The sequence below is a fragment of the Rothia sp. HMSC076D04 genome, from assembly GCF_001814645.1.
Classification (GTDB): Bacteria; Actinomycetota; Actinomycetes; order Actinomycetales; family Micrococcaceae; genus Rothia; species Rothia mucilaginosa.
In genome coordinates, this window is the sequence record NZ_KV817365.1 from 180,396 (window position 1) to 204,357 (window position 23,962).

The following is a 23,962-nucleotide window of genomic DNA, read 5'->3' on the forward strand; positions in this document are numbered from 1 at the left end:
GTACTTCGTGAAAGTACCGGGGCATTTCTTTGTGCAAAATTTTCTGGGCATATTGCTCTGCGCGTTATATCTGCGCGGGTTCCCCCAGTCTTTGTAAACAACCTGAGGTCGAAAGGCCGTGAACCGCGCGCCTAGAAGAGCTTTTCACCCTCCGGGCTAACCGCCATCGCAGCAGAAACAGCCGCATAGTTCGGTCCCACAATGCTGATGCTCTGAGTGAGCATCACACCGGAACCGTCACGGGCACCGTGCTCGGTCGGCAGGGAACGAGCCACACCGCCGGAGGACGCCGCCTTCGCCGGGCCCACGCCCACCCACGCCAGAGCCAGCTGGCTCTCACCGGTGAGGAAACGGTGCGCACGCACACCGCCGGTTGCGCGGCCCTTCTGCGGGTACTCGCTCAGGGCGGTGACCTTGGCGCTCGCCAGGCCATCCTTGCCATTGGTGACGGTCACGACCTCCGCCGCGTCGCCGGGCGCGGTCACGCCCAGGGTGATGAGGCGGTCGCCATCGGCAAGCTTGATGCCTGCGATACCGCCGCCGGTGCGTCCCTGCGGGCGGACCTTCGCCGCGTCGAAGGTCAGCAGCTTCGCGTCGCGAGTGACGAATGTGAGTACCGCATCGTCGGTGGGGCAGGGGGCGGCGGCTACGATTTCGTCGCCGTCCTTGAGCTTCATGATGTCCCACTCGGTCTGGTTCAGCGGGTAATCCGGGTTGAGGCGCTTGATCACGCCGCCCGCGGTTGCCAGCGCCAGCACCGTGTTCAGCGGTACGAGGGCGACCAGCTTCTCACCCTTGGCGAGCTGCACCAGCTCGGCTGCCTTCACCGCCGACGCCATGGAGGGGGTACCGCCGTTCTCGTCCAGCACCGCAATGTCCATGACGGACAGGCGCACCATGCGTCCTGCGGAGGTCACGGCACCGATTTCGCCGCGCGCGGTGGTCGGCACAATCGAGGTGAACACGTCGTGCTTGAAACGCTTGCCGGGATCCACGAGTGCCTCGCGGATGGGCTTGCCGGGGGTGCGTCCCATCATGCCGGAGGCCGAAAGCAGCACCCAGCAGGGATCGTCCGCGATTTCGAGGGCGAGGCCCAGGCTCTTCTTCGCCTTGGACTGCGCGGTGACTGCCTCAATGGCGACCTGCATCTCGTCCTTGGTTTTGAGCTGGGTGCGGCGGTCGGTGCCGTAACGTTCGGCGACCTCTGCGAGCTCTTCGGAGACCAGTTCGCGCAGCGCCGCATCGGAGCCGAGGATACGCTGCAGCTCCGCGATTTCCTGCTGCAAGGTGTCGCGTTCTGCTTCGAGTTCCAGGCGGGAGTACTTGGTGAGCTGGCGCAGGCGCAGTTCCAGAATGTGGTTCGCCTGGGTGTCGGTCAGGTCGAAGACGACCTTCAGCTTTTCACGTGCCTGAGCGGTCTCGTCAGACTCACGGATAATCTGGATGACCTCGTCAATGTCGAGGATTGCCACGAGCAGACCCTCCACCAGGTGCAGGCGGTCGGTGCGCTTGCCCAGACGGAATTCGGTGCGGCGGCGGACTACGTTCAGGCGGTGGTCAATGTACACGCGCATCAGGTCGAGCAGGCCGAGGGTCTGCGGCTGACCGTCCACGAGCGCCACGTTGTTAATGCCGAAGGAATCCTCAAGCGGAGTGTGCTTGTAGAGGGCGGCGAGCACCGCCTCCGGGTTGAAGCCGTTCTTGATTTCGATGACGAGGCGCAGACCGTTGGTGCGGTCGGTCAGGTCGACCACGTCGGAGATGCCGGTGAGTTTCTTGGAGTTGACGCCGTCCTTGATCTTTTCGATGACCTTTTCGGGGCCGACCATGTACGGCAGTTCGGTGACGACAATGCCCTGCTTGCGGGGGCTGACCTGCTCGATGGAGACCTTCGCGCGGGTCTTGAAAGTGCCGCGGCCGGTTTCGTAGGCGTCACGGATGCCTCCCAGACCCACGATGGTGCCGCCGGTGGGCAGGTCGGGGCCGGGGATGAATTTCATGATGTCTTTGAGGGTCGCCTCGGGGTGGGCGATGAGGTGGCGGGTACCGGCGATGACCTCGCGCAGGTTGTGCGGCGCCATGTTGGTTGCCATGCCGACCGCGATGCCGGTGGTGCCGTTGACGAGCAGGTTCGGGAACGCTGCGGGCAGCACGGAGGGCTGCATGAACTGGTTGTCGTAGTTCGGCACAAAGTCAACCACGTCTTCTTCGAGGTCCGCGGTGAGTGCCTGCGCGGCGGGCGCCATGCGTGCTTCGGTGTATCGGGCGGCTGCCGGGCCGTCGTCGAGGGAGCCGAAGTTACCGTGACCGTCAACGAGGGGTAGGCGCAGCGCGAAGGGCTGGGCGAGGCGCACCATCGCGTCGTAGATGGCGGCGTCGCCGTGCGGGTGGAGCTTACCCATGACCTCGCCGGTCACGCGGGCGCTCTTGACGTGGCCCTTGTCGGGGCGCAGACCCATCTGCTGCATCATATAGAGGATGCGGCGCTGCACGGGCTTGAGGCCGTCGCGGGCGTCGGGGAGGGCGCGCGAATAAATCACCGAGTAGGAGTATTCCAGGAAGCTGGTTTCCATCTCAGCGGATACGTCGATGTCGACGATATTCTCTACCACATCCACCGGGTAGTCGCTGACGGTGGATTTGGATCGGCGAGCCATATATCTCCTCGTGTCGGTGTGTTTTCGCTCCTCCTATTTTAGCGGGTGGTAGCGGATGAGACGGGCTGGTTGGTCGGCGTCATCTGTGGGGTGCGCCAAGGCGGTTGCGGGGCAGTAACCGAAGTGTACCGGGGGATTGCAAGCAGTCATATGAGCCTGTATTAGCGTGGTCAAGTAGCACAGCCCGGCTGGAACCCTCTAAGGTAGAGGGGAGTAATACCTAACCGCCTTCATCGTGTGCGCCGATCGACGTCGCCTCATGAGGGCACCGCACGAAAGAGGTACGATGTACGCCCCCACCCCCGAACGCGAGCAACTGGTCGCAGACATTAAGCATGCCGGTTTCTACCCCGACCTCGTGCTGGAAGTGGTGGATGACGCTCTGGCGGGCATGAACCCGGATGCCCACTTTGTACAGCATGAAACCCACTTCTCGCGCGATGATTTTCACCGCCACATTACCGTGATGGTGCTCTGCGGTGAGCACGTCATCTTTGCGCACCTAGACGACCAGCACCTTGAGGGCGACGCGCAGGGTACCGTGGCGCATGTGAGCGTGGAGGCGGTGCACCTGAGCGCCCTGAACGCGGTCACCATCAGCTACGGTTTCAGCCAGCCGCAGGCGTACAACGCCGGTAGCACCGCCCCGACTGAGATTTCTTTCCAGATTGCGTGGACCGGTTCGCTGCACATGGAATTGGCTCCTGCCGGTTGCCAGGACCCGCAGTGCAACGCCGACCACGGCTTCACCGGCGATGCACGCCGCGAGGACATTGCGGTGCGTGTTTCTGCGACTGCTGACGGCCCGGAGTCGGTTCAGCGTGCCCAGGATTTTGCACGTGCTCTGCATCGTGCGCGTCTGTACGTAACGCGCCGATAAACGCTCGCCCTGTGCGTTTGCCCTGTGCGCTCGCTGCGCCACTGGCGCAGCCCGCGCAGTATGAGCCCGCGCAGTATGAGCCCGAGCAGTATGAGCCCGCGCGGCACTAATATTTCCATAACCTGTACTTGAGAGGAACCTATGACGGCACAGACCATCCTGCACGATGTTTTGGGTGCGCCCCTGCCCGCGGCACCCGCCTACGGCAGCAATAGCATCGCCGATGTGCTGGAGTCCGCCTCCTCTCTGGTGGCGCAGCGAAGCCTGGCGCGCCCCGCGCACGCCCTGGACTCCGACCCGGCATTCAACTCCGTAGCCGACCCGCTGAACCTTGCCGGTCGCCTCACGGAGCAGGATATTGACCCGGCGTCTTTCCGTCACGCCTGCGTGGTCATGGTGGACGGTCTGGGCGAGCAGCTCATCAACAGCTACGGCGGCTACGCGCCCTCTCTGCGTAAGACCCTGAATCTGGGCCCGCTGGACGCCGCATTCCCCACCACGACCGCCGCCTCCCTGACCTCGCTGGGTACCGGTACGGCACCGGGCGCGCACGGCATCGCCGGTTACGAGGTGCGCAACCCGGCAGGTAACGGGGGAGCGGGCTCGGTCATGAACCACCTGTCCGGTTGGGACCAGTCGGTGGATCCGCACGCCTGGCAACCGCTGCCGACCGTGCTGGAACGCCACCATACGAACCGCCGCGTGCTCACCATTTCGCTGGGTAAGTACCGCGGTACCGGCCTGACGGAGGCGGCGTTGCGCGGCGGCGACTTCGTGGACGCCGTCGGCTATAACGCCCGCGTCACTTACGCCCTGGAGGCGCTCTCCAGCCGCACCCCGACCACCGTGTACCTGTACTGGGGCGAGATTGACGCGGCGGGCCACCGCTACGGCGTGGGTAGCGACGAATGGCTGCAGCAGCTGGAGGAACTGAACTCGGCGCTGAAGCGTCTGGCGGAGCGCGCCCCGGCGTGGGCGGCACTCTTCGTGACCGCCGATCACGGCATGGTGAACGTGCCCGAGCACCAGCGCATCGACTACTCTGGCGTGGAGGAGCTGACCCGCAACATCGCAATGACCGCCGGTGAACCGCGCGCCGTGCACCTGTACCTCGAAGACACCTCGGAGGCGGCACGCACCGCCACCGCCCAGCGTTGGGCGCAGTACTGGGGCGAGCGCGCCTGGGTGATTGATTCTCGCGAACTGATACGCGCCGGCTACTTCGGCCCGGTCATCACGGATGCGGCGCGCGGCCGCATCGGCGATTTGATGGTGTGCGCTCGCGACGACTGGGCGCTGTACGATATGCGCCACTATCAGGAGCGTGCCCTGCACATGGTTGGTCAGCACGGTTCGCTGACGGACGCTGAGCGTCTGGTGCCGTTGCGCATGCTCAAGACTTTCTAAAGTACTAGTCTTCTAAAGCATCAGAGAGCATAGAAAACCGCTGGTTATTCGGGTGAATAACCAGCGGTTTTCGTATGTCTAGATGCCCTTGCCTAAAGCCCCTGCTTAGAAGCTTTTATCGGGCGGCGCGGGCGGTCGCTTACTTGCGGCTACCGAAGATGATGTCATCCCAAGCCGGAACGCTCACGCGCTGCTTCTTCGAGGAGGAAGGCTTGGGCTTCTCCTCAGAGGCGGGCTCAGCTGCGGGTGCGGGCTCAGCCTGTGCCTCAGTAGCCGGCGCCTCAGCAGCCTCAGCGGCGGGTGCGTCCTCGATGGGTGCCGGCAGGGTGAAGGACTCGACCGGAACGGAGTCAACGGGTGCTTCCGAATCCACAGCCAGCGGATCGGTGGTTTCTGCAGTGGGCTCGGGTGCAGCCGGGGCAGCAGGAGCTACCGGGGCAGCGGGCGCAGCCGGTGCTACAGGCTCAGCGGGCTGAGCGGACTCGCGGTGCACGAACACCTCGGGCTCCTCAACCTGCGCCGGGCGCACCGAGCGGGCGCGCTCCAAAAGCTCCTTGAGCTTACGCTCATCAGCGCTCTCAGAGGAAGTAAGGGGTGCCGGTGCGGGCTCGGGTGCCTTCGGCAGGCGGGCGGGAGGAACCTCCACGGGAGCCTTCTTCGCGGCGGCGGCAACAGCGTCCTCACTATTGCCCATCAGGAAGTACGCCGCCTCATTCGAAGCGTACAGGCCCTGGTTTGCCGGGTTGTACACCCAACGTGCGGGGAAGACGACCTGCGCGGGCAGGTTCTGACGCACCGAATCCTTCAGCGCAATATCAACCTCAACGCGCCACTGGCCGTTCTCCTGCTGGCGGGTGGTCCAGTCCTGGGTTGCGTCCTCAAAACCGTAACGCTCGGAGACTTCCTCAATGCGGGCGCTCAGGGTCACGGGAATCTGTGCGGTACCCGAAGCGGAGCTGCGGCGACCAATCTTCACGCTCTGAGCGGCACGAATAATGTGGGCACGCTCAGCAACGATCGGCCACTCGTAGCGGCGCACGCGCTCCGGCTCCCAACCGGACTCTTCAGCGATTTCCTCAACGGAGGCACCCTGACGGAAACGGGTCTGAATATCGCGCGGACCGTAGGTGCCCTTAGCGCCCAGACCGCGGGCGGGCTGAATACGGCGAGCCTTGGTGATGCTCGTGCGCAGGTTCGCGTCAATCGGCAGCAAGAAGCGGGTGCCGTCAGCAGACTCAAGCACCAGATTTTCGCCGTCATCGTGAACGCCAATCAGACGCAGTTCAAGCATGAGAACCTCCATAGGTGAACCGGACGCGTTCGTGAATGTGTTGCACGGAACGCAAACTACCTTCCAGGGTACCGTGAAAGCGCGGTAAATCAGTAGCGGAGGCGGGATTTTCCCCAAAAAAAGATGTACTTTTCGGACCGAAAAAGCTAGAATGTGACGCCTAAACCGTCCAAAGCCTACCCAGGATTAGACAAATAGGGTGCCAATGGTGAACAATACCTGGCATGCCGTCGGGGTTAAATCCTCACCAGCGGCACCTAGAGCACTCATTAAACCAGCGTGGCCTAGTTCAACACACAGCCACAGAACCAACGGAGCGTGAAAGTTTGGCAACTGATTACGATGCACCTCGCAAGCAGGACGAAGAGCAGAACGAAGAGTCCTACGAGGAGCTGAACGCCCGCCGTTCCGAGATGCAGTCCGGTGCGGTGGACGAAGACGAAAACAGCGCAGCAGAAAGCTTCGAGCTGCCCGGTGCTGACCTCTCCAACGAGGAGCTGAACGTTGTTGTTCTGCCCGCTCAGGACGACGAGTTCACCTGCGCATCCTGCTTCCTGGTGCGCCACCGCTCGCAGATTGCACGCGAAGAGGGCGGCCTGTTCTACTGCGTCGAGTGCGAGGGCTAAAACTTTAGGGAAGGGCTAACACCCACCCGACATACACCTCATGACGGGGCGAGTGCCGAGTGCACCCGCCCCGTTGAGTATGTGAAAGCCGCGCACGCAAGAATAGCGCCGCGTCGCATCCAACGCGGCACAGCGCGTGCTGAACGCGAACACACAACGAAAACACCCCGCAGTAGAGCCTCAACACAGCGCGAGGTAATGGCACAGACACCCGCGAAAGGTTAGAGTATTGACCATGATGACCCCCGTAAACGTCCACATTAAGCTGCTCGACCCCGAGCTGCCCGCACCCGCCTACGCAAAGCCCGGCGACGCCGGCGCTGACCTGCGCTCCCGCGTCGACTTCGAGCTGGAACCGGGCGAACGCGCCCTCGTCCCCACCGGCGTGGCAATCGCCCTGCCCGAAGGTTACGTTGGTCTGGTGCACCCGCGCTCGGGCCTGGCAACCAAGAACGGCATCACCATTGTGAACGCACCCGGCACCGTTGATTCCGGCTACCGCGGCGAGCTGATGGTCACCCTGCTCAACACTGACAAGACCAAGTCCTTCCACGTGCAGCGCGGCGACCGCATCGCCCAGCTGGTCATTCAGAAGTACGAGCACGCAACCTTTACCGTGGTGGATGAACTGGAACAGACCGAACGCGGCTCCAGCGGCTTCGGCTCCAGCGGAATCCACTAGTCTGCTCTCACCGCGAAACGGCACGAGAGAAGAGAAGAACCCCCCCCCCCCCGCACCCTGCGTGCGGTGAAAGTAGGAATACCATGTTCGGATTTGGTAAAAAGAAGCACGCCGAGGAGGCTGAAAAGGCCGCCATCGACAAGGCTGTCGCCGAAGAGATTGAGGAGACCAACGTCGAGGTTGAGGAGCTGAAGGAAGAGGAGAACTCTCCCGAGGTCATCAAGTACGACCGCGTCAACGGCCCGCACGACATTGAAGAAGTCACCGCCGAAGACCTCGAAGACTACGTCGACCTGGGTGCGCTGCGCATCAAGTTGCTCGACGGCATGAACCTGCGCCTCGAAACTGACGACGCAACCGGTGCCGTCATCGCCGCAACCATCACCCGTGACGGCGCAACCCTGCAGGTGCAGGCATTCGCTGCACCGCGCACCACCGGCATCTGGGACGACATCCGTCACGACCTGACCGAGTCCGTCGCCTCCCAGGGCGGCATCGTCGAAATCTACGCCGGCGTATTCGGCGCCGAGATGCTGACCCGCCTGCCCGCCGTCACCCCGGACGGTCAGCCCGGTGAGCGTATCGCCCGCTTCGTGGGTGTGGACGGCCCCCGCTGGTTCCTGCGCGGCGTCATCTCCGGCGCGGCTGTGCTCGGTGACGATAAGGCTGCCGCCTCCGTGGAGGAAGTCTTCCGCACTGTCGTGGTGGACCGTGGCGACGACCCGCGCCCGCCGCGCGAGCTGCTGCCCATGACTCTGCCTGCCGACCTGGTTGTGGCTGAGGAAGAGCCCGCCGTGGAGGAAGAAACCGAGAACGAGCACAGCAAGCTGCGCCCGATGCCTCGCCGCGGCCCTGAGATTACCGAGATTGGCTAATGCCTGAGTTCTCGAACTACCCGAGTGCGCTCGCGGTTCCTGAGGAGCAGATTCTTGCTCCCGGGTACCCCGAGCGCTTTCGCGTACGCCTTGCCGGACGCGTGGAGCAGGTATGGTTGCCTGCGCTGCAGGATAAGCCGATGTACCGTGCCGAGCTGGTGGTGGCGAAGTCGAAGCCTCTGCAGTGGTCGAGCCCGTTGGCGCTGATTGGCATGCCGATTGTGGAGCCGCCCGGTGAGGATTTCGACGAGGAGTCCGAGGATTCCGAGAAGCAACACCACCTGAACACGGCGTCTTTGGCGACCGTGGCGGTGCAGGATCAGCACGAGGTGTCGTTCCCGCCCTATGCGCCGTTCAACCCGGGGGACCGGATTCTGCTGAAGTGGCAGGGGCAGCGGATGGTGCCCGGCGTGCTTGCCGGTGCGCTGTTGCGCTGTTCCGGCGTGGTGTCGGTGAGGGCGCATCAGCCGGTGATTTACAACCCGCGCTATGAGATTGTGCCGCAATTCTTTGCTGAGAAGGGAAAATATGAGCGCTGAGCAGTCTTCGACCCAGCCCGACCCGAACGCTAACCCCGCAACTGACCCTGCGCGGGAGGGGAACCAGTTTGCGCAGAGCCTGAGCGCCTCCATGGGCGCGAATATGCGCCGCACCGCCAACGGTGATGTGGATATTCTGCACGCTATCGGCGGCTGGCGCGGCCTGGTGGAGTCTTCGCTGCCGGCGGTGGCGTTCCTGGTGCTGTTCACCGTGACGAAGGAACTGAACCTGTCCCTGATTGCGGCGTTGGCTGCGGCGGGTGTGTTCACGCTGATTCGCCTGGTGCAGGGCTCTAAGCTGGTGAGTGCGCTGACCGGCCTGGTGGGCGTGGCAATTTGTGCGTTTGCCGCGTACCGTACCGGTAATGCGAGCGACTACTTTGTGGTGGGCTTCTGGACGAACGGCGTGTACATTCTGGCGTATCTGCTGTCGATGCTGGTGCGTTGGCCGCTGATGGGTCTGATTTTCGCGGTGATTCGCAGTGAGGCGCTGAGCTGGCGCCAGAACCCGGTGCGCCTGCGCCAGTACATGCTGGCGACCTGGATTATTACCGTGCTGATGATGCTGCGCCTTGCCGTGCAGGTGCCCCTGTATTTTGCGAATAATGTGGAGGCGCTGGGTGCGACCCGCCTGATTATGGGTCTGCCGCTGTACGCTTTGGGCGTGTGGCTGGCGTGGCGTGTGTCGGCTCCCGAGGAGGCGCTGGTGAGCGAGGACCCCGAGGCTGCCGAAACTGCCGAAGTTGACGGTTCAGAAAGCCGCTAACTCCACAACTTCATACGTAGAAGAACTTCATAGAAGTACGCGAAAGCCCCGGTACCCGTGACCGGGGCTTTCGCCTCCTCAAAAACTTACGTATAAACGCTATGCGAACAGTGCTATGCAAACAGTGCGCGGATCTGATCCTCACCGGCAATGGTCGTGATGAAGAACAGCTCGTCGCCGCCCTCAATCGCCACGTCGGCACTGGGCGGGATTGGCGCGCCGTCACGCAGGATCGCGGTGAGCACCGTATCAACGGGCCACTGCACGTGATCCACGCGGTAACCGATGACGGGGTGGTCATCCGGCACGGTGTACTCGGCGAGGGTCGCGCCGCCAGCCTGCAGGGTCAGCAGGCGCACCACGTCGCCGACTTCCACGGCTTCCTCAACGAGGGCGGTCATCAGACGCGGGGTGGACACGGCAACGTCCACGCCCCAGGAATCATCAAAGAGCCACTCATTACGCGGGTTGTTCACGCGCGCCACGGTGCGCGGCACACCAAACTCACTGCGCACCAGCAGGGAGACCATCAGGTTTGCCTTATCGTCACCGGTTGCGGCAACGACCACGTCCGCCTTGTTCGGGTGCACCTGGCGCAGTACGGACAGTTCGCAGGCGTCACCAATATGCCAGCGCACGCCGGGCAGATCGGCGCGCTTCTTGACTTCGGGCTTGGAATCGATGATGGTCACGTCGTGGCCGTTCATCATGAGCTCTTTAGCGATGGAGGCACCCACGGAACCGGCACCAACAATGAGGACCTTCACTTACTTCTCACCTTTCGAGGAATCACGATGGCGGCCGATGAGTTCGAGGGGGTCGGGCAGCTCCGGGGGAGTGTCACCGAGGTGGAATTCATGCTCGATAACGGGGCCGTCGTTGTGCGCCTGCTCGGCGGGTTTCTTCGGGGCGTGGGGGTGCTTGCGGTGGCCCGAGGCGGGGGCGTAGTTCGCCTCCACTTCTTCGTCTTCAACGCGCGGCGGGCGGGAGAGAATACGGGTTACGTCCGCAACGTCGTCGGTGCGCATCATGACGTGCACACTATCGCCCTGCTGGTAGGCGGAATCCGGGCGGGGGAGCATGCCCTCACCAAAGCGGGTGATGTAGGCGATGCGCACCCCGGCGGCACGTTCGATACTGGTCAGGGCGTGACCCGCCCAACCGTCGTCGAGCGGAATTTCGGTGAGCATGAGGCGGCCCGAGGGTTCGCGGAAGTCGCCCTTGAGCGCCTGCTCGGGTAGCAGGCGGCGCAGCACCTGGTCGGTGGACCAACGCACCGAAGCGACCGTGGGAATACCCATGCGCTGGAAAAACTCGGCGCGGTTCGGGTCGTACACACGCGCCACAACGTTCTTCACCTTGAACATTTCGCGTGCCACACGGGCGGCAATAATATTCGAGTTATCGCCCGAAGAGACGGCGGCAAAAGCGTACGCCTCGGTAATGCCGGCACGCTTGAGGGTGTCCTCATCAAAACCAACACCGGTGACCAGGCGGCCCTCAAAGCCCTTACGCAGCGGCTGGAATGCGCGTTCGTCCTGGTCAATGACGGCGACCGTATGCCCTGAAGCTTCCAGAGTGCGCGCCAGCATGACGCCCACGCGTCCGGCACCCATAATGACGAAGTGAGGCATACATCCCTCCGAGTGTTGATGATTTGTGCTGATAAGGCGTTACCGTCTACCTCTACCAGTGTAATGGGCGGGTGAGCCTCCGCGCCGATGCCCCGTGATATTCCGCTCGCAATGCCCACTATTCGGCTGAATAAAATTGAGCTTTGAAGCCGCGACCGATAGCCTTAACAGCGTGAGGAATCGTTGGGATAGGATGCGCATCGCCCTGACCGGTCAGCCGGTCAGCACGCGAAATCTTTCGGCAGTCGCGCTGCCGAAGCGCTACGCCCTGCCTCTTTTCGGTGCCGACGGCATCTCTTCGGTCGCCTACGCCGCCGACCAGATGATTTTGACCCTTGCCGCCGCGGGTGCGTCTGCGCTCGCTTTTTCGCCCTGGATTGGTTTGGGTGTGGCGATGGTGGGTCTGCTGGTGATTGGCACGTACCGCTACAACATTAACCAGATTGCTTCTGAGGGCGATATTCAGCTGGTGCACCGTAAGCTGGGTGCGCTGCCGTCGATTGTGATGGGTGCTTCGTCGCTGATGGACTATACGCTCACGGTGGCGGTGTCGATGTCTTCGGCATCCTCGTTTTGGTGGCGTTGTACCCGCAGATTCAGGATTGGCGCACGCACATTGCGGTGCTGCTCATTGTTGCGCTGACGTTGTTTGCGTTGCGCGGCGTGCAGCTGCTGGGCAAGATTGCGTACTGGCCGCTGTATGTTTTCTTGGCGCTGTTGGGGGTCACCCTCATTGTGGGTTGGATTCGTGCCGCGACGGGTACTTTGCCGCTGGCTGAGTCAGCAACCTACGTGATTGCCCCCGAGCTCGAGACCCACTCGCTGGAGGGTCTGGCGCTGATGCTGCTTCTGGCGCGTTCTTTCTCCGCCGGCTTGGTGGCGTTCTCGGGTGTTTCTACGATTTCTAATTCGGTGAGGTACTTCCGCCGCCCGAAGAAATATAATGCGGCGATCACCATGATGCTGATGGGCCTGATTACCTCGGTACTGTTGGTGAGCCTGCTCGGTTTTGCGGCGGCAACCCGCGTTCACATGGTGCACGATACGACCCGTTTCTTGTTCATTGACGGGCACACGCCGGGGGAGTACTTCCACCAGAAGCCTGCGCTGTACCAGGTGGCGTTGGCGATTTATCAGGGTGTGCCGTTCTTTGCGCAGCTGCTGGTGTTTGCCACGGTGGGCGTGCTGATTATTGCCTCGCTGACCGCGTTTACGGGCTTCCCGGTGATTGCTTCGTCACTGGCTGATTACCAGTACCTGCCGGTGTTCTTCCGCAGCGTGGATTCGCGCGGCCTGTACGCGAACGGTGTGCTGGCGCTGTCGGCGATTTCGATTTTCCTCACCACCGTTTTCAACTCGGACGTGTACGCGCTGATTCAGCTGTACATCGTGGGCATGTGCCTGTCGATGGTGCTCGTGCAGCTGGCGGTGGTGCGCTACCGCATGCGTCTGCTGCGCATCACCCTGGCGCAGATGCCGCGCCGCGCGCTGCTGCGCGATATTGCGGTCTCTGCGGTGGGCGTGATGGTGACTGCCGCGGTGCTGGTCATCGTCGTGGTGACGAAGTTCGCCGCCGGTGCGTGGCTCTCCCTTGGAATGATTGCCCTGATGGTTGGAGGTATGGTTGTGACTCGCCGCCACTACGATGCAGTGGATGCCGCCCTAGACATCCCCCTGAACGCTGAATCCGTTGCGGATGTGGCGGCCCTGCCTTCGCGTGTGCACGCCATCGTGTACGTGGAGCGTGTGCGCCGCCCGGCGGTTCGCGCCCTCTCGTATGCGCGTGCCGGCCGCCCCTCCACGATTGAGGCGCTGACGGTCAACAACGACCGCGCCGCCCTGGAAGTCGTAAAGAAGCGCTGGTACGCCCTGGGCATTCCGGTGCCGCTGTCGGTGATTGATTCGCCGTACCGTGACACCGTGGAGGCGGTCGTCTCGTATATTCGCCGCCGCCGCAAGAAGTCGCCCCGCGATATTTTGGTGGTGTACCTGCCCGAGTTCGTGGTGGAGCACTGGTGGCAGCGTCTTCTGCACCGCCGCACGGTGCGCCGCCTCAAGCAGGCGCTGTTGCATGAGCCAGGCGTGATGACCGCGACCGTGCCGTGGGCGATGCACGAGGACGAAGTGTACGACGAGATCTTTGATCAGCGCCTGCAGGGCAAGGATGCGGCTGCCAATGATTCGACCGCTGAGTCTGCGGCTGAGGGATCTTCGGACGCTCTCGCCCCGAACGTGACCCGTTCAGCCGGCGGTGGCCGCGAACTGATTCAGAGCAACCGCCACGCGGTGTACCGCGGTCGCCTGCACGAGACGGACGCTGTGGCGCGCGAGAAGAAGCGCTAGCCGTAACGTTTGCCCGGCGCTCAGCATAATTGCCCTGCGCCCACATTAATTGCCCAGCCCGGTCATTGGCCTGTGATGTGCTTGAGCACCCCCACATAGCGCCTGGACTTTGCCCTTTACGCCCTATTCGGTACCCCTAGCGGGGCGTCGGAATCGGAATAAAGATACAAACCGGTGTAAAATAGTTCACATTAAGTGATTCTTTAGGAGACAATGCTGTGACTCACACTGCTACCACGCCTGCCGCCTCCAAAAAAGTAGACGGATACAGCGTCGGGCAGACCCTCACCGTCACCTGTGAGGCACCCGCGCACGGCGGCGCCTTCGTAGCGCGCACCGAACAGGGCGTCATCTTTGTGCGTCACGGCATCGTCGGCGAACAGGCTGAAGTGCGCATCACCGCGATTGGCCCCAAGCGCCGCTTCTACTTCGCGGACGTTATCTCCGTACCCGTACCCTCCCTGGCACGCCGCCCCCACCCCTGGATCCAGGCGGATGCGCTCGCCACCGAAGAGGAACGCGCCGCCGCCACCGGCGTACCCGAACTGCTCGGCGGCATGGAGTACGGCCACATCAACCTGGATGAGCAGCGACGCTACAAGACTGATATCGTCCGCACCCAAATCAACCGACTGGGCGGTCTGCCCCTCGAATCGCCCCTGCTGACCAACCTCATGGTTGAAGAGCTGCCCCTGCGCGATAACAACGAGGGCCTGTCCTGGCGTACCCGCGTGCGCTACACCGTGACCAAGGTCCGCGCGCACGATAGCGAAGAGAAGAACGGCGAGCAGAACAGCGGCAAGAAGAACCCCGCCGTCACCTGGCGCGTCGGCATGCACCCGTACCGCGCCTCCCAACCCGTACCTGTCATCGACTTTCCCCTCGCTGCCCCCGAACTGCGCAACCTGCAGCTTGAACAGCTGAACCTGCGCGGCGTGCGCGAAGTCGAGGCGACCGTCTCCTCCCGCGGCAGGGTCCTGCTGCAGTTCATCGTCGACCCCCGCTTCTCCATCGAAGAGGTCGCCAAAGACATCGAACAGCAGGCATCCGACGCCTGGGGACTGCTCGCCAAGCGCAAGATTTCACTGTTCTTCACCCCGCAGTCCACCTCCAACGGCAAGCCCAAGCGCCGCCGCCCCGGCTCCTCCCACAGCCCCTACCGCCGCGTACCCGAAGGCGACCAGCTGCTCGGCGCGGGCCTGCGTTCCGTCACCGAAGAAGTCACCTTCGGCTCCCGCCGCTTCAGCTACCAGGTGTCCGCCGGCGGCTTCTGGCAGATTCACCGCGCCGCCCCCTCCACCATGGTCGGTACCATGCTCACCATGCTCCGCCCGCAGGAAGGCGAATGCGCCCTCGACCTGTACGCTGGCGCGGGCCTATTCACCGCCGCGCTCGCGGATGCAGTGGGTGCTACGGGTACCGTGGTCAGCATTGAGGGTTCCCCGGTGACCCATAAGGATGCCCGTTCGAACTTCGCGCCGGATGGTTGCTCCCGCACCGAGAACTCGGCGGACACCCGTATTGAGGTGATTCGCGGTGACGTGGCGCGCCACCTGGTGGATCTGAAGACCGCCCTTGAGTTTGGTGAAATCCCCGCTATTGATGCGGTGGTCCTTGACCCGTCCCGTGAGGGCGCGAACCGAACCACCCTGGAACGCCTGGATGCGCTGGACCCCAAGCGTATTCTGTATGTGGCGTGCGACCCGGCATCCCTGGGCCGTGACACCGGTATTTTGCGTGAGCTGGGTTGGGACATGGTGCAGCTTCGGGCGTTCGATATGTACCCGAATACGCATCACGTGGAGTCTGTGGCGCTGTTTGAGCGTGCCCCGGCGAAGCCTCGTCCGCGCCGCCGCCGCACCAAGTAGCGCGCAGCTAGTAGCTGTAACAAAGAAGCAAATAATCGCAGTGTTGGGCGGGTTGGTCTGTTCACCAGCCTGCCCACTAGGGGTTATTTCAGGCCGTTTTCTCTCAACCCGGTGCGTCTTGCTCTGCGGGCGCATAAATCTGCTTTTTGGCACCGTAAACGGTAGAATCATTGAAGAACCAACGCACGGAATGAGCCGTGCCCCGACCTTGAGGAGTGTGGGTGTATGTCCGCTGAAAACGCATTGCCGCAGGAGGAGACCCCGAATAGCGCCGCCGGTGGCGCACCCACCGCCGACTACAGCATTGGCGACGGTGCCACTGCCAAGTTGCTCCCGGGTATTCAGTCCCCGGCGGACCTGCAGAACCTCAGCTACGAGCAGCTGGAGGAGCTCTCTAAGGAAATCCGCCAGTTCATCGTAACGAATGTGTCGGCGACCGGCGGTCACCTGGGCCCGAACCTGGGCGTTGTGGAGCTGACCCTTGGCATTCACCGTGTCTTCGAATCTCCCAAGGACAACATTCTTTTCGACACCGGCCACCAGTCCTATGTGCATAAGCTGGTGACCGGCCGTCACGCGTTTAAGACTCTGCGCCAGAAGGGCGGCCTGTCGGGCTACCCGGATCGCGGCGAGTCTGAGCATGACATTATTGCGTCTTCGCACGCCTCCAGCTCGATTTCGTGGGCTGACGGTATTTCTCGCGCGCACAAGCTCAACGGTGAAGATGACCGCTACACCGTGGTCCTCATTGGTGACGGCGCGCTGACCGGCGGCATGGCGTGGGAGGCTGTGAACAATATTGCTGCCGACCGCACCCGCAAGGTCGTGATTGTGGTCAACGATAACGGCCGCTCCTACGCGCCGACCATTGGCGGTTTCGCGAACCAGCTCTCTGAGCTCAAGCACGGTGTGCAGCAGCAGGTGGATCGTGTGCGCCTCGATCACCGCTACGACAATGCTCTGGATGCGGTGCGCATCGGTCTGCAGCGTGGCGGCCCCGTCGGTCAGATGGTGTACCGCGGCCTGCACGGCATGAAGGCGGGCATTAAGGACGTCGTCGTACCCAAGGGCATTTTTGAAGACCTGGGCATGAAGTACGTGGGCCCGATTGACGGCCACGACCAGCAGGCTGTGGAGAACGCACTGACCGCGGCAAAGAACTACGCCGGCCCGGTGATTGTGCACGCCATTACCGAGAAGGGCCACGGCTACGCACCCGCCCGCGCTAATGAGGACGACCAGTTCCACGCGGTGGGCCAGATTGACCCGCTGACCGGTGAGGATGTTTCGACCAGCACCTCTGAGTCGTGGACCGGCGTCTTTGGCCGCGAAATTGCAGATATTGCGGATGAGCAGGAGAACGTCGTCGGTATTACCGGCGCGATGCTCATTCCCGTGGGTCTGCGCGAATTCCAGAAGCGCCACCCCGAGCGCGTTATTGACGTAGGTATCGCTGAGCAGCACGCCGTGGCGATGAGCGCCGGTCTGGCGTACGGCGGCATGCACCCGGTGGTTGCCCTCTACGCAACCTTCCTGAACCGCGGCTTTGACCAGCTGCTCATGGACGTTGCCCTGCACAAGGCGGGCGTGACCGTGGTGCTGGACCGCTCCGGCATTACCGGCCCGGACGGTGCAAGCCACCACGGCATGTGGGATTTGGCGATGCTGCAGTTCATTCCGGGCCTGCACCTGGCGGCTCCGCGTGATGGCGCGACCCTACGCGAAGAGCTGCGTGAGGCTGTAGCTATTAACGATGCACCGACCGTGATTCGCTACCCGAAGGGCTCCGTGGGTGAGGACATTCCCGCCCTGGAGCGTCGCAGCGACGGTGTGGACGTGCTGGCACGCACCGGTGAGCCCCACCCGGAGACCGGTCAGCGTGACGTGCTGTTCGTTGCCGTGGGCGCTATGGCTCGCGTGGCTCTGGAAGCCTCCAAGGTGCTTGCCGCCGAGGGCATCCAGTCCACCGTGGTTGACCCGCGCTGGGTGATGCCGGTGCCGTCTTCGGTCGTTGAGCTGGCTCGTGATCACCGCATTGTGGTGACCATTGAGGACGGCGTGCGTTCCGGCGGCGTGGGTTCGCGCATCCGCCAGGAAATGCGTGCGGCTGGCGTGGATACCGCGCTGAGCGAGCTGGGTCTTCCGGCGGAGTTCATTCCGCATGCTTCTCGCGAGCAGATTCTGGAGGAGGTCGGCCTGACCGCCGAAACCATTATCGCGGATTTGCGTGCGCAACTGGCTGGCGATAAGGTTCCGTTCGCTCGTGAAGAGGGTCAGAAGCCGCGACACACCCGCTAAGCGGTCGTATCTGAGTGCCGCCTGAGCACGCCGCAATAGTAGACATCAGTAGCCGTGGGCACCATAGACAGCAAGAAGCCCCGCCCATCACGACTGATGGGTGGGGCTTCGCTGTGCGCAGGTCTTGCCGTATGGAGGTTTTGCTGTGCGTAGGTTCTGAGCCTCCTGTTTTAGGAATTCCCGGTCCCGCTGACGAAAATTTTGCCGCCCTTCACCTGCACCGGGTAGCTGGTCAGTGCCTCCTCTGCAGGGCCGTGCACGACCGAGCCGTCAGCTACGGCGTACTCGGAGCCGTGGCAGGGACACACGATGCGGTTGGAATCCTGCACCTGCACCTGGCAGCCCTGGTGGGTGCACACGGTGCTGAACGCCTTGTACTCACCCGCGGACGGCTGGGAGACGATAACGGTCGTGGAGCCGTGGGTCAGGCGTGCCGCCTTGCCCACACCCACTGCCGAGGCGGAACCCACCTCAACGGTGCCTTCGGGTGCGGTAACGTTGGAGTCACCTTCAGCGCAGGAGGCGAGCAACGCACCGGATGCGACGGCACCGGTGATGAGGGTTGCGCGGCGGGAAAAGACGCGCGCAGAAGATTCAGTTGCTGCGGTATCGACTGCGGTGTCGACGGCATTAGATTCAACTGCGGCAGATGCAGCGGGGGAGGCGCATGCCTTCTGAGAGCGGCAGCATCCGTTGGGCGCGGGCATGGTGGTTCCTTTCGTGTACTCTCTCCACCCTATGCCGGTTTGGGATAAAAATCGAATGAGAGCAGGCTAAGCTTGGTTCACGTTTGCTCCCGAGACAAAATCCTGAGGCACACTCCCGAGGCACAAAAATGCCGGTCGGGTGGTCGCATCAGCAACACACCCAACCGGCACACATCTATTGAGCGTTAGTGAAATCTACCCCAGGTGACGGGCAAAAATCGGCGCAATCACGGGGGCAACCAGACCCGTCTGCCACGGACGCGCACCGTACTCGGCGAGTGCATCCCGCAGGGTCTGCTCGTCAAAACGAGCCGGCGGCTCCCAGCAGAGGCGGCGAACATAATCGGTCGTGATCAGGTTCTGCGCCGGAATGGTCAGCTCCTCAGAGAGCTCATCAATTGCCTGACGAACCTCGGTGAACAACGCCAAGTTCTCGGGGCGCTTAGACTCCCACGCCTTCAACGGCGGCGGGGCAGTCGACGGCAAAGTGAACGGTACAGCGTTCTCACCGCGTGCCGCCGCGGCAATAGCACGCACCCAGCGCGGGCCCTCACGACGCAGACCGCGCGTCTGAAAACCAGGAATCGACATAATAGCGGGCACGTTACGCGGCATGGTGCGTGCCGCCTCCACAATCGCGGAGTCAGGCAACAGACGCTTCGCATCAACGTCCTTCTTACGCGCCAGCGAGTCACGCTCAAGCCACAGGTTACGCAGCGCCGTCAGCTGCTTGACCGAACGCAACATCGTGCGGCCCTTCGTCTTACGCCAACGCTCCGGCTGATCCGTCGGATCCTTCACCGGGGTCTTGCACAGGTACTCAAACTCCTCCAGAGCGTACTGCAGCTTACCCTGCTGGCGGAGCAAATCCTCCAACGCATCACGCAAATCAATGAGCACGTCAACGTCCAGCAGAGCATAGTTCAACCAGGATTCCGGCAGGGGGCGGCGCGACCAGTCTTCCTTCGAGTGCTTCTTCGCCAGCTTATAGCCGAGAAGCTCCTCAACGGTCGCACCCAGGTTCACGCGCTCCAGACCGGCAAGACGCGCACCAAGCTCCGTATCAAACAGACGGTTCGGGCGCATACCGAGCATATCCAGGCTCGGGAAGTCCTGAATTGCGGCGTGAATAACCCACTCAGCATCCGCCAGAGCATCGTTAATAATGCGCAAATCCTTAAACGCCTCAGGGTCAATCAGGTACAGCTGATCTTCACGCTTAAGCTGCACCAAAAAAGCACGCGAACCGTAGCGGATGCCCTGGGCACGCTCCGTATCAACAGCCACCGGGCCGGACGCCGCCGCCAACTGCTCAGCGGCACGACGCAGACCGCTCTCAGTGGTGATGAGAGTCGGAATCGGTGCGGAAGGGGTCTCCAGAGGAACAACGTCCGGAACTTCGATACCGTTAAGGGTCAGCTGAGGGGTGCCTGCGGCATTCTGTTCAGCTGCGGTACTCATGCACTCAATCCTTTTCCTCTGCCTGGTTCGACGCGCCCATACGATGGGCCAAATGCCCGGGTAGGCGTACGCCCGAGCAAACATGAGCCCGGGCGGGGTGACGTGCCCGCGAAGGCACTACGCCATTCTACCCGCCCGAGCTTAAAGCCTCGAATTTAGAGAGACTCACAATAAGGGGTTCACCTGCGTGCCTGCTGGGGGGGGGGGTATCGCCGGGGTTTATTCGGCGGATTCCGCCTCGTCAACCGGAGTATCACCAGGCTGTGCTTTATCAGGCGCGGCTTCACCAGCCGGGGCCAGCGTCAGACACACCGAATTAATGCAATACCGCAAATCCGTGGGAGTCGGGTAGCCCTCACCCTCAAACACGTGACCCAGGTGCGAATCGCAGGCGGCGCAACGCACCTCCACACGGCGCATACCGAACGTCGTGTCCTCCAGGTAACGCACACGGTCCTCAGCCAGCGGCGCGAAAAACGACGGCCAACCACAATGCGAATCGAACTTCTGATTGGAACGGAACAGCTCCGTACCGCAGGCACGGCAAGAATACACACCCTCCGTGTGGGTGTTCCAGTACTCGCCGCTGAATGCGCGCTCGGTGCCGCCCTCACGCAGAACAGCGTACTCTTCAGGCTTGAGCACTTCACGCCAGTTCTTGGCGATAGCACCCACGCCGGGTAGCGAATTGCCCATCATGACTCCTTCAGTTTGCTCTCATGCCCAGGCTCTTACGGCATATGTAACGCCGCGGCCGGGCGGATTATTCCCGCTGAGCGCGGACTAAGCGCGGATGTCAGCGTACTTTCCGTTGGTGAGCTTCAGCAGGTCGTCGGGGGCGAGCTCAACGTCCAGGCCGCGCTTACCGCCAGAGACCATGATCGTGTCAAAAAGCTGCGCAGACTCATCAAGCAGGGTGGGGGAGGGGGTCTTCTGACCCAGCGGAGAAATACCGCCCACCACGTAGCCGGTGCGGCGTTCGGCGACCTTCGGGTCGCACATGGAGGCGTTCTTCCAGCCGAGGGCAGCGGCGGCAGCCTTAATGTTCAGCTTGCCAGAGACCGGCACGATTGCGACGGCGAAATCCTTCTCGTGCACAATCAGCAGGGTCTTGAACACCTGCTCCTCGGAAGCACCGAGGTTCTTCGCGGCTTCTTCCCCGAAGGAGGTGACGCCCTCAACGTGCTCGTATTCGCGCATCTGGAAGGGGGTGTTCGTCTCGGTCAGCAGTGCTACGGCGGCGGTTGCTGCGCCGCTCTTCTTACCTTTAGTTTTCTTAGCCATACAACCATTTTACGGAAGTCACCATGCGCCGATACCTATGCGCTGATACCTATGCGCCGAGAAGCCACATGTGTTTCGAGAAGCCACAATAATGGTGGCTTCTCGAAACACATGTGGCTTCTCAATGGTTATGGGGTTATTTCAGTAGCCCTTTTTCCTTCAGCTGCTCTTGAGAAAGCGAGCCAACGACAGTCCAAAATCCATCTGATTTGTCTACGTTCTGAGGTGGCCTTTAGGCTCCCTTTTTTTCTTAGTAAATACCGATGAGTAATTGCACGCCAAGACTAGTCAGGATGATAGCAATCCAGCAAAGGGCTCCAAGAAGAATGGATTTTCCACTGGATTTAATCATAGCAATGAGGTTGGTTTTGAGACCAATAGCACTCATAGCCATGATGATGAGGAATATGGAGAGTTGTTTGAGAGGTGAAAAGAAGCTAGTGCTGACACCGAAAGATGTGAGAAGAGTAGTTAGCAGAGAAGCTAGGATAAAGTAGAGAATGAAAACGGGGAAGATTTTTTTAAGCTTCACTCCTTGGTTGTCGCCTTGTTGACGGCTTTGCCAATAGGAGAGGAAGAGAACGATAGGGATAATAGCTAGAGTACGTGTCAGTTTGACAATAGTTGCAGGCTCAAGAGTGTTTGCATTGTAAAGACTATCCCAGGCACTAGCAGTAGCTGTCACAGAGGAAGTATCGTTGACCGCAGTACCCGCAAAGAGAGCAAAACCTTCGTTGGAAAGATGGAGCCAAGAACCTAGAGTCGGAAAGATAAGAGCTGCCAAGACATTGAAGAAAAAGATAACAGAAATGGCTTGGGCTACTTCTTTTTCCTTGGCGTGAATAACAGGAGCAGTCGCTGCAATGGCAGAACCGCCACAGATAGAAGATCCAACTCCAATCAAGGTAGCTAGCTTTGTATCAAGGTTAAAAAAGCGTTGGAAAAAGAAAGCTATAATCAATGCAATTGAAATAGTTGAAAGGATAACAGGAAGGGAAGATGTTCCAACTGCGAAAACTTGTGAGATACTGAGTCCAAACCCAAGCAAAATAACAGCATACTGAAGCAGTTTTTTGGAGCTATAAGTCAAACCGGCATCCAGTTGTGTATAGGAAGTGAGAAAGGGATGGAGAATCATTCCGATAAAAATGGCGAAAACAGGTGCTCCCACAACAGGCAGAAATCCTCCTAAAACCCAAGAGATGATAGAAATGATCAGACAGACTGACAGTCCTGCCCAATTTTTTGATAGAAATGACATAAAAACCTCCGAGAATAAACACTCCTTATTATAATCTTATTTGTTAGAAAAATAAAATAGAAAGTAGGAATGCAGACCCAGCCCTGGGCGCACACCACCTCAGCCTCCGCGCTGATAAAGGCCTTCGATATCCTTGAGGAACTTAATATCCTTCTCGTAGGTATCCAGCATATAGGGCCATACATACTGCATGTCATTGCGCGGCGGGTAAGAAAAACGGAAGTCGTGGAAATGTATTCCTCATATCGGTGTGGTGTGTAAAAAGGTGAATGCTGCTTAGACGTTGAATTCTTCGAAGTCTAGAATTGACCACTTTTGGCCGTCATGTTTCATTTTGACTTTGAGAGTATCGTTAGTTTTATCTTCGTTATCCCATGCAGTCCATTTACCGTCTGGTTCAACGTGGATTTCCTGATTCCAGTTACGATACATTTTCCAGAAATATGTTTCGCCGTCTTCGGACCAAGGCGACCCATCAGCTGTAAATTTTTCGATGCCGTCGATAACCCATCCGCCGCGCCTGTATAGTTTTTTGACGCTTTCGCAGGCTTCTAATTCGGAGCTGAAATTAGGCGAGATGAATTCTTGTGCCTTTGCATAGTCACCAGTTTGGATACCGTAGTTTCCCCACTGGACCCATGCGTCAAATGTTTTGCGTAGGCCTTCCAAGGACTTTTCGTTGTAGCCATCTTCGGGCGCAGTGGGTTTGGGTACATTCTGGGCTGGACCGTATTTGTCAGCCGAGCGGTACTCGCCGTCAGGTGCCTTGGAGCCACCCGAGTAGCCGCGGGTAATGACCGGGCTCGGAGTAGCCGATGCAGAAGCGGCATCGGAAACCGCCGCAGACGCCGAAGCCGATTCGCTTGGTGCGGTGGAGGCGGTGGCTGCCGCCTCGTTGGTGGCTTGCTGGCCGCAGGCCGCAAGCAGAGCGCCAAGGCCCAGCATCACGCCGCTGCTCAACATTGCGCGGCGGGTAAGAAAAACGGAAGTCATGGAAGTGTATTCCTCGTATCGGTGTGGTGTGTGAATAAGAGAGCTGGTTAGAAACCGGAAGACTAACCAGCTGAAGGGGAGAACCCCGATAGCTGAGAAGCCACATGTGTTTCGAAAAGCCACGAAAGAAGTGGCTTCTCGGCGAACATGTGGCTTCTCAACGTAAGACCCACGGCAGAGAGATGCCTTACATATCGGGCCAGTCGCGGTGCAGCGAGTACTCCGTGTCTCCGTCACCGCTATCGTTCAGGTGCCAGCGCTGACCAGTGCGGATGTCGGCCTTGCGCAGGCGCGGGTTCGGATTATCCTTCTTACCCATCGTCGGATCGTTCTTGCAACCCCAACGAGTGTCGTCATAGCTGCAGTCACCTGCCACGCGTCCCACATCAA

Annotated in this window: 21 protein-coding genes and 1 pseudogene; 11 read left to right on the forward strand and 11 right to left on the reverse strand. The window is 60.9% G+C overall.

The window, feature by feature from the left end; all coding sequences use genetic code 11:
• Positions 1-131: 131 nt before the first annotated feature.
• Entirely contained in the window at positions 132-2,657 is a 2,526-nt protein-coding gene (locus tag HMPREF2980_RS03150) for a DNA gyrase/topoisomerase IV subunit A (RefSeq protein ID WP_070688866.1), read from the reverse strand.
• Between the two features lie 286 nt (positions 2,658-2,943).
• Between HMPREF2980_RS03150 and HMPREF2980_RS03155 the strand changes: the two genes are divergently transcribed.
• Both HMPREF2980_RS03155 and HMPREF2980_RS03160 read left to right on the forward strand, forming a co-directional pair.
• Entirely contained in the window at positions 2,944-3,537 is a 594-nt protein-coding gene (locus HMPREF2980_RS03155; protein WP_070688865.1) for a DUF5998 family protein, read from the forward strand.
• A gap of 141 nt (positions 3,538-3,678) precedes the next feature.
• Positions 3,679-4,944 carry an alkaline phosphatase family protein gene (locus tag HMPREF2980_RS03160; RefSeq protein ID WP_070690127.1) on the forward strand — a complete coding sequence of 422 codons (1,266 nt, stop codon included), beginning with the start codon at positions 3,679-3,681 and terminating at the stop codon, positions 4,942-4,944.
• A 139-nt stretch (positions 4,945-5,083) separates the two neighbouring features.
• Here the strand turns inward: HMPREF2980_RS03160 and sepH are convergent, their stop codons facing one another.
• A complete protein-coding gene (gene sepH, locus HMPREF2980_RS03165) occupies positions 5,084-6,235 on the reverse strand; it encodes a septation protein SepH (protein ID WP_193389605.1) in 1,152 nt (383 codons plus the stop codon).
• Between the two features lie 326 nt (positions 6,236-6,561).
• Between sepH and HMPREF2980_RS03170 the strand changes: the two genes are divergently transcribed.
• From HMPREF2980_RS03170 to HMPREF2980_RS03190, 5 genes are all read left to right on the forward strand, one after another.
• Positions 6,562-6,861, forward strand: a complete 300-nt coding sequence (locus HMPREF2980_RS03170) for a DUF4193 domain-containing protein (RefSeq protein ID WP_049340600.1) — start codon at positions 6,562-6,564, stop codon at positions 6,859-6,861.
• Between the two features lie 235 nt (positions 6,862-7,096).
• Positions 7,097-7,543, forward strand: coding sequence for a dUTP diphosphatase (dut, locus tag HMPREF2980_RS03175; RefSeq protein WP_049340598.1), 447 nt, complete (start codon positions 7,097-7,099; stop codon positions 7,541-7,543).
• A gap of 83 nt (positions 7,544-7,626) precedes the next feature.
• A complete protein-coding gene (locus HMPREF2980_RS03180; protein ID WP_049337392.1) occupies positions 7,627-8,418 on the forward strand; it encodes a DUF3710 domain-containing protein in 792 nt (263 codons plus the stop codon).
• On the forward strand, positions 8,418-8,957 hold the full coding sequence (locus HMPREF2980_RS03185) for a hypothetical protein (protein ID WP_049340596.1): 540 nt from the start codon (positions 8,418-8,420) through the stop codon (positions 8,955-8,957). Before HMPREF2980_RS03180 ends, HMPREF2980_RS03185 begins: the two co-directional genes overlap by 1 nt.
• Complete coding sequence (locus HMPREF2980_RS03190; protein WP_049346356.1) at positions 8,947-9,723, forward strand: DUF3159 domain-containing protein; 777 nt, start codon at positions 8,947-8,949, stop codon at positions 9,721-9,723. Before HMPREF2980_RS03185 ends, HMPREF2980_RS03190 begins: the two co-directional genes overlap by 11 nt.
• Before the next feature lie 113 nt (positions 9,724-9,836).
• Here HMPREF2980_RS03190 and HMPREF2980_RS03195 read toward each other — a convergent pair whose 3' ends face one another.
• Entirely contained in the window at positions 9,837-10,490 is a 654-nt protein-coding gene (locus HMPREF2980_RS03195) for a potassium channel family protein (protein WP_005506372.1), read from the reverse strand.
• Positions 10,491-11,357 (reverse strand): potassium channel family protein, encoded by an 867-nt coding sequence (locus tag HMPREF2980_RS03200; protein ID WP_049337398.1) that lies wholly within the window; start codon positions 11,355-11,357, stop codon positions 10,491-10,493.
• Positions 11,358-11,550: 193 nt separating this feature from the next.
• On the opposite strand from HMPREF2980_RS03200, the gene HMPREF2980_RS09600 reads away from it, so the two are divergent.
• The 4 genes from HMPREF2980_RS09600 to dxs all read left to right on the forward strand — a co-directional run bounded on the left by HMPREF2980_RS09600 (position 11,551) and on the right by dxs (position 17,866).
• Positions 11,551-12,000, forward strand: coding sequence for a hypothetical protein (locus HMPREF2980_RS09600; protein ID WP_246823649.1), 450 nt, complete (start codon positions 11,551-11,553; stop codon positions 11,998-12,000).
• Positions 11,940-13,700: an APC family permease gene (locus HMPREF2980_RS03205; protein WP_246823652.1), complete on the forward strand. Its 1,761-nt coding sequence runs from the start codon at positions 11,940-11,942 to the stop codon at positions 13,698-13,700. Before HMPREF2980_RS09600 ends, HMPREF2980_RS03205 begins: the two co-directional genes overlap by 61 nt.
• A gap of 218 nt (positions 13,701-13,918) precedes the next feature.
• A complete protein-coding gene (locus HMPREF2980_RS03210; protein ID WP_070690129.1) occupies positions 13,919-15,568 on the forward strand; it encodes a class I SAM-dependent RNA methyltransferase in 1,650 nt (549 codons plus the stop codon).
• 225 nt (positions 15,569-15,793) lie between these two features.
• Positions 15,794-17,866 carry a 1-deoxy-D-xylulose-5-phosphate synthase gene (dxs, locus tag HMPREF2980_RS03215; RefSeq protein WP_080975037.1) on the forward strand — a complete coding sequence of 691 codons (2,073 nt, stop codon included), beginning with the start codon at positions 15,794-15,796 and terminating at the stop codon, positions 17,864-17,866.
• A 170-nt stretch (positions 17,867-18,036) separates the two neighbouring features.
• Here the strand turns inward: dxs and HMPREF2980_RS03220 are convergent, their stop codons facing one another.
• The 7 genes and pseudogenes from HMPREF2980_RS03220 to HMPREF2980_RS09405 all read right to left on the reverse strand — a co-directional run.
• Complete coding sequence (locus tag HMPREF2980_RS03220) at positions 18,037-18,573, reverse strand: Rieske (2Fe-2S) protein (protein ID WP_049340588.1); 537 nt, start codon at positions 18,571-18,573, stop codon at positions 18,037-18,039.
• Positions 18,574-18,768: 195 nt separating this feature from the next.
• On the reverse strand, positions 18,769-20,034 hold the full coding sequence (locus tag HMPREF2980_RS03225) for an HRDC domain-containing protein (protein ID WP_070690132.1): 1,266 nt from the start codon (positions 20,032-20,034) through the stop codon (positions 18,769-18,771).
• A 219-nt stretch (positions 20,035-20,253) separates the two neighbouring features.
• Positions 20,254-20,730: a peptide-methionine (R)-S-oxide reductase MsrB gene (gene msrB, locus HMPREF2980_RS03230; RefSeq protein ID WP_070690134.1), complete on the reverse strand. Its 477-nt coding sequence runs from the start codon at positions 20,728-20,730 to the stop codon at positions 20,254-20,256.
• Between the two features lie 87 nt (positions 20,731-20,817).
• A complete protein-coding gene (ybaK, locus tag HMPREF2980_RS03235; RefSeq protein ID WP_070616652.1) occupies positions 20,818-21,318 on the reverse strand; it encodes a Cys-tRNA(Pro) deacylase in 501 nt (166 codons plus the stop codon).
• 250 nt (positions 21,319-21,568) lie between these two features.
• Entirely contained in the window at positions 21,569-22,579 is a 1,011-nt protein-coding gene (locus HMPREF2980_RS03240) for a YeiH family protein (RefSeq protein WP_005509042.1), read from the reverse strand.
• Positions 22,580-22,855: 276 nt separating this feature from the next.
• Entirely contained in the window at positions 22,856-23,572 is a 717-nt protein-coding gene (locus HMPREF2980_RS03250; RefSeq protein ID WP_070690135.1) for a DUF6318 family protein, read from the reverse strand.
• A 187-nt stretch (positions 23,573-23,759) separates the two neighbouring features.
• Positions 23,760-23,962, reverse strand: a pseudogene (locus tag HMPREF2980_RS09405) (peptide ABC transporter ATPase); the annotation flags it as partial.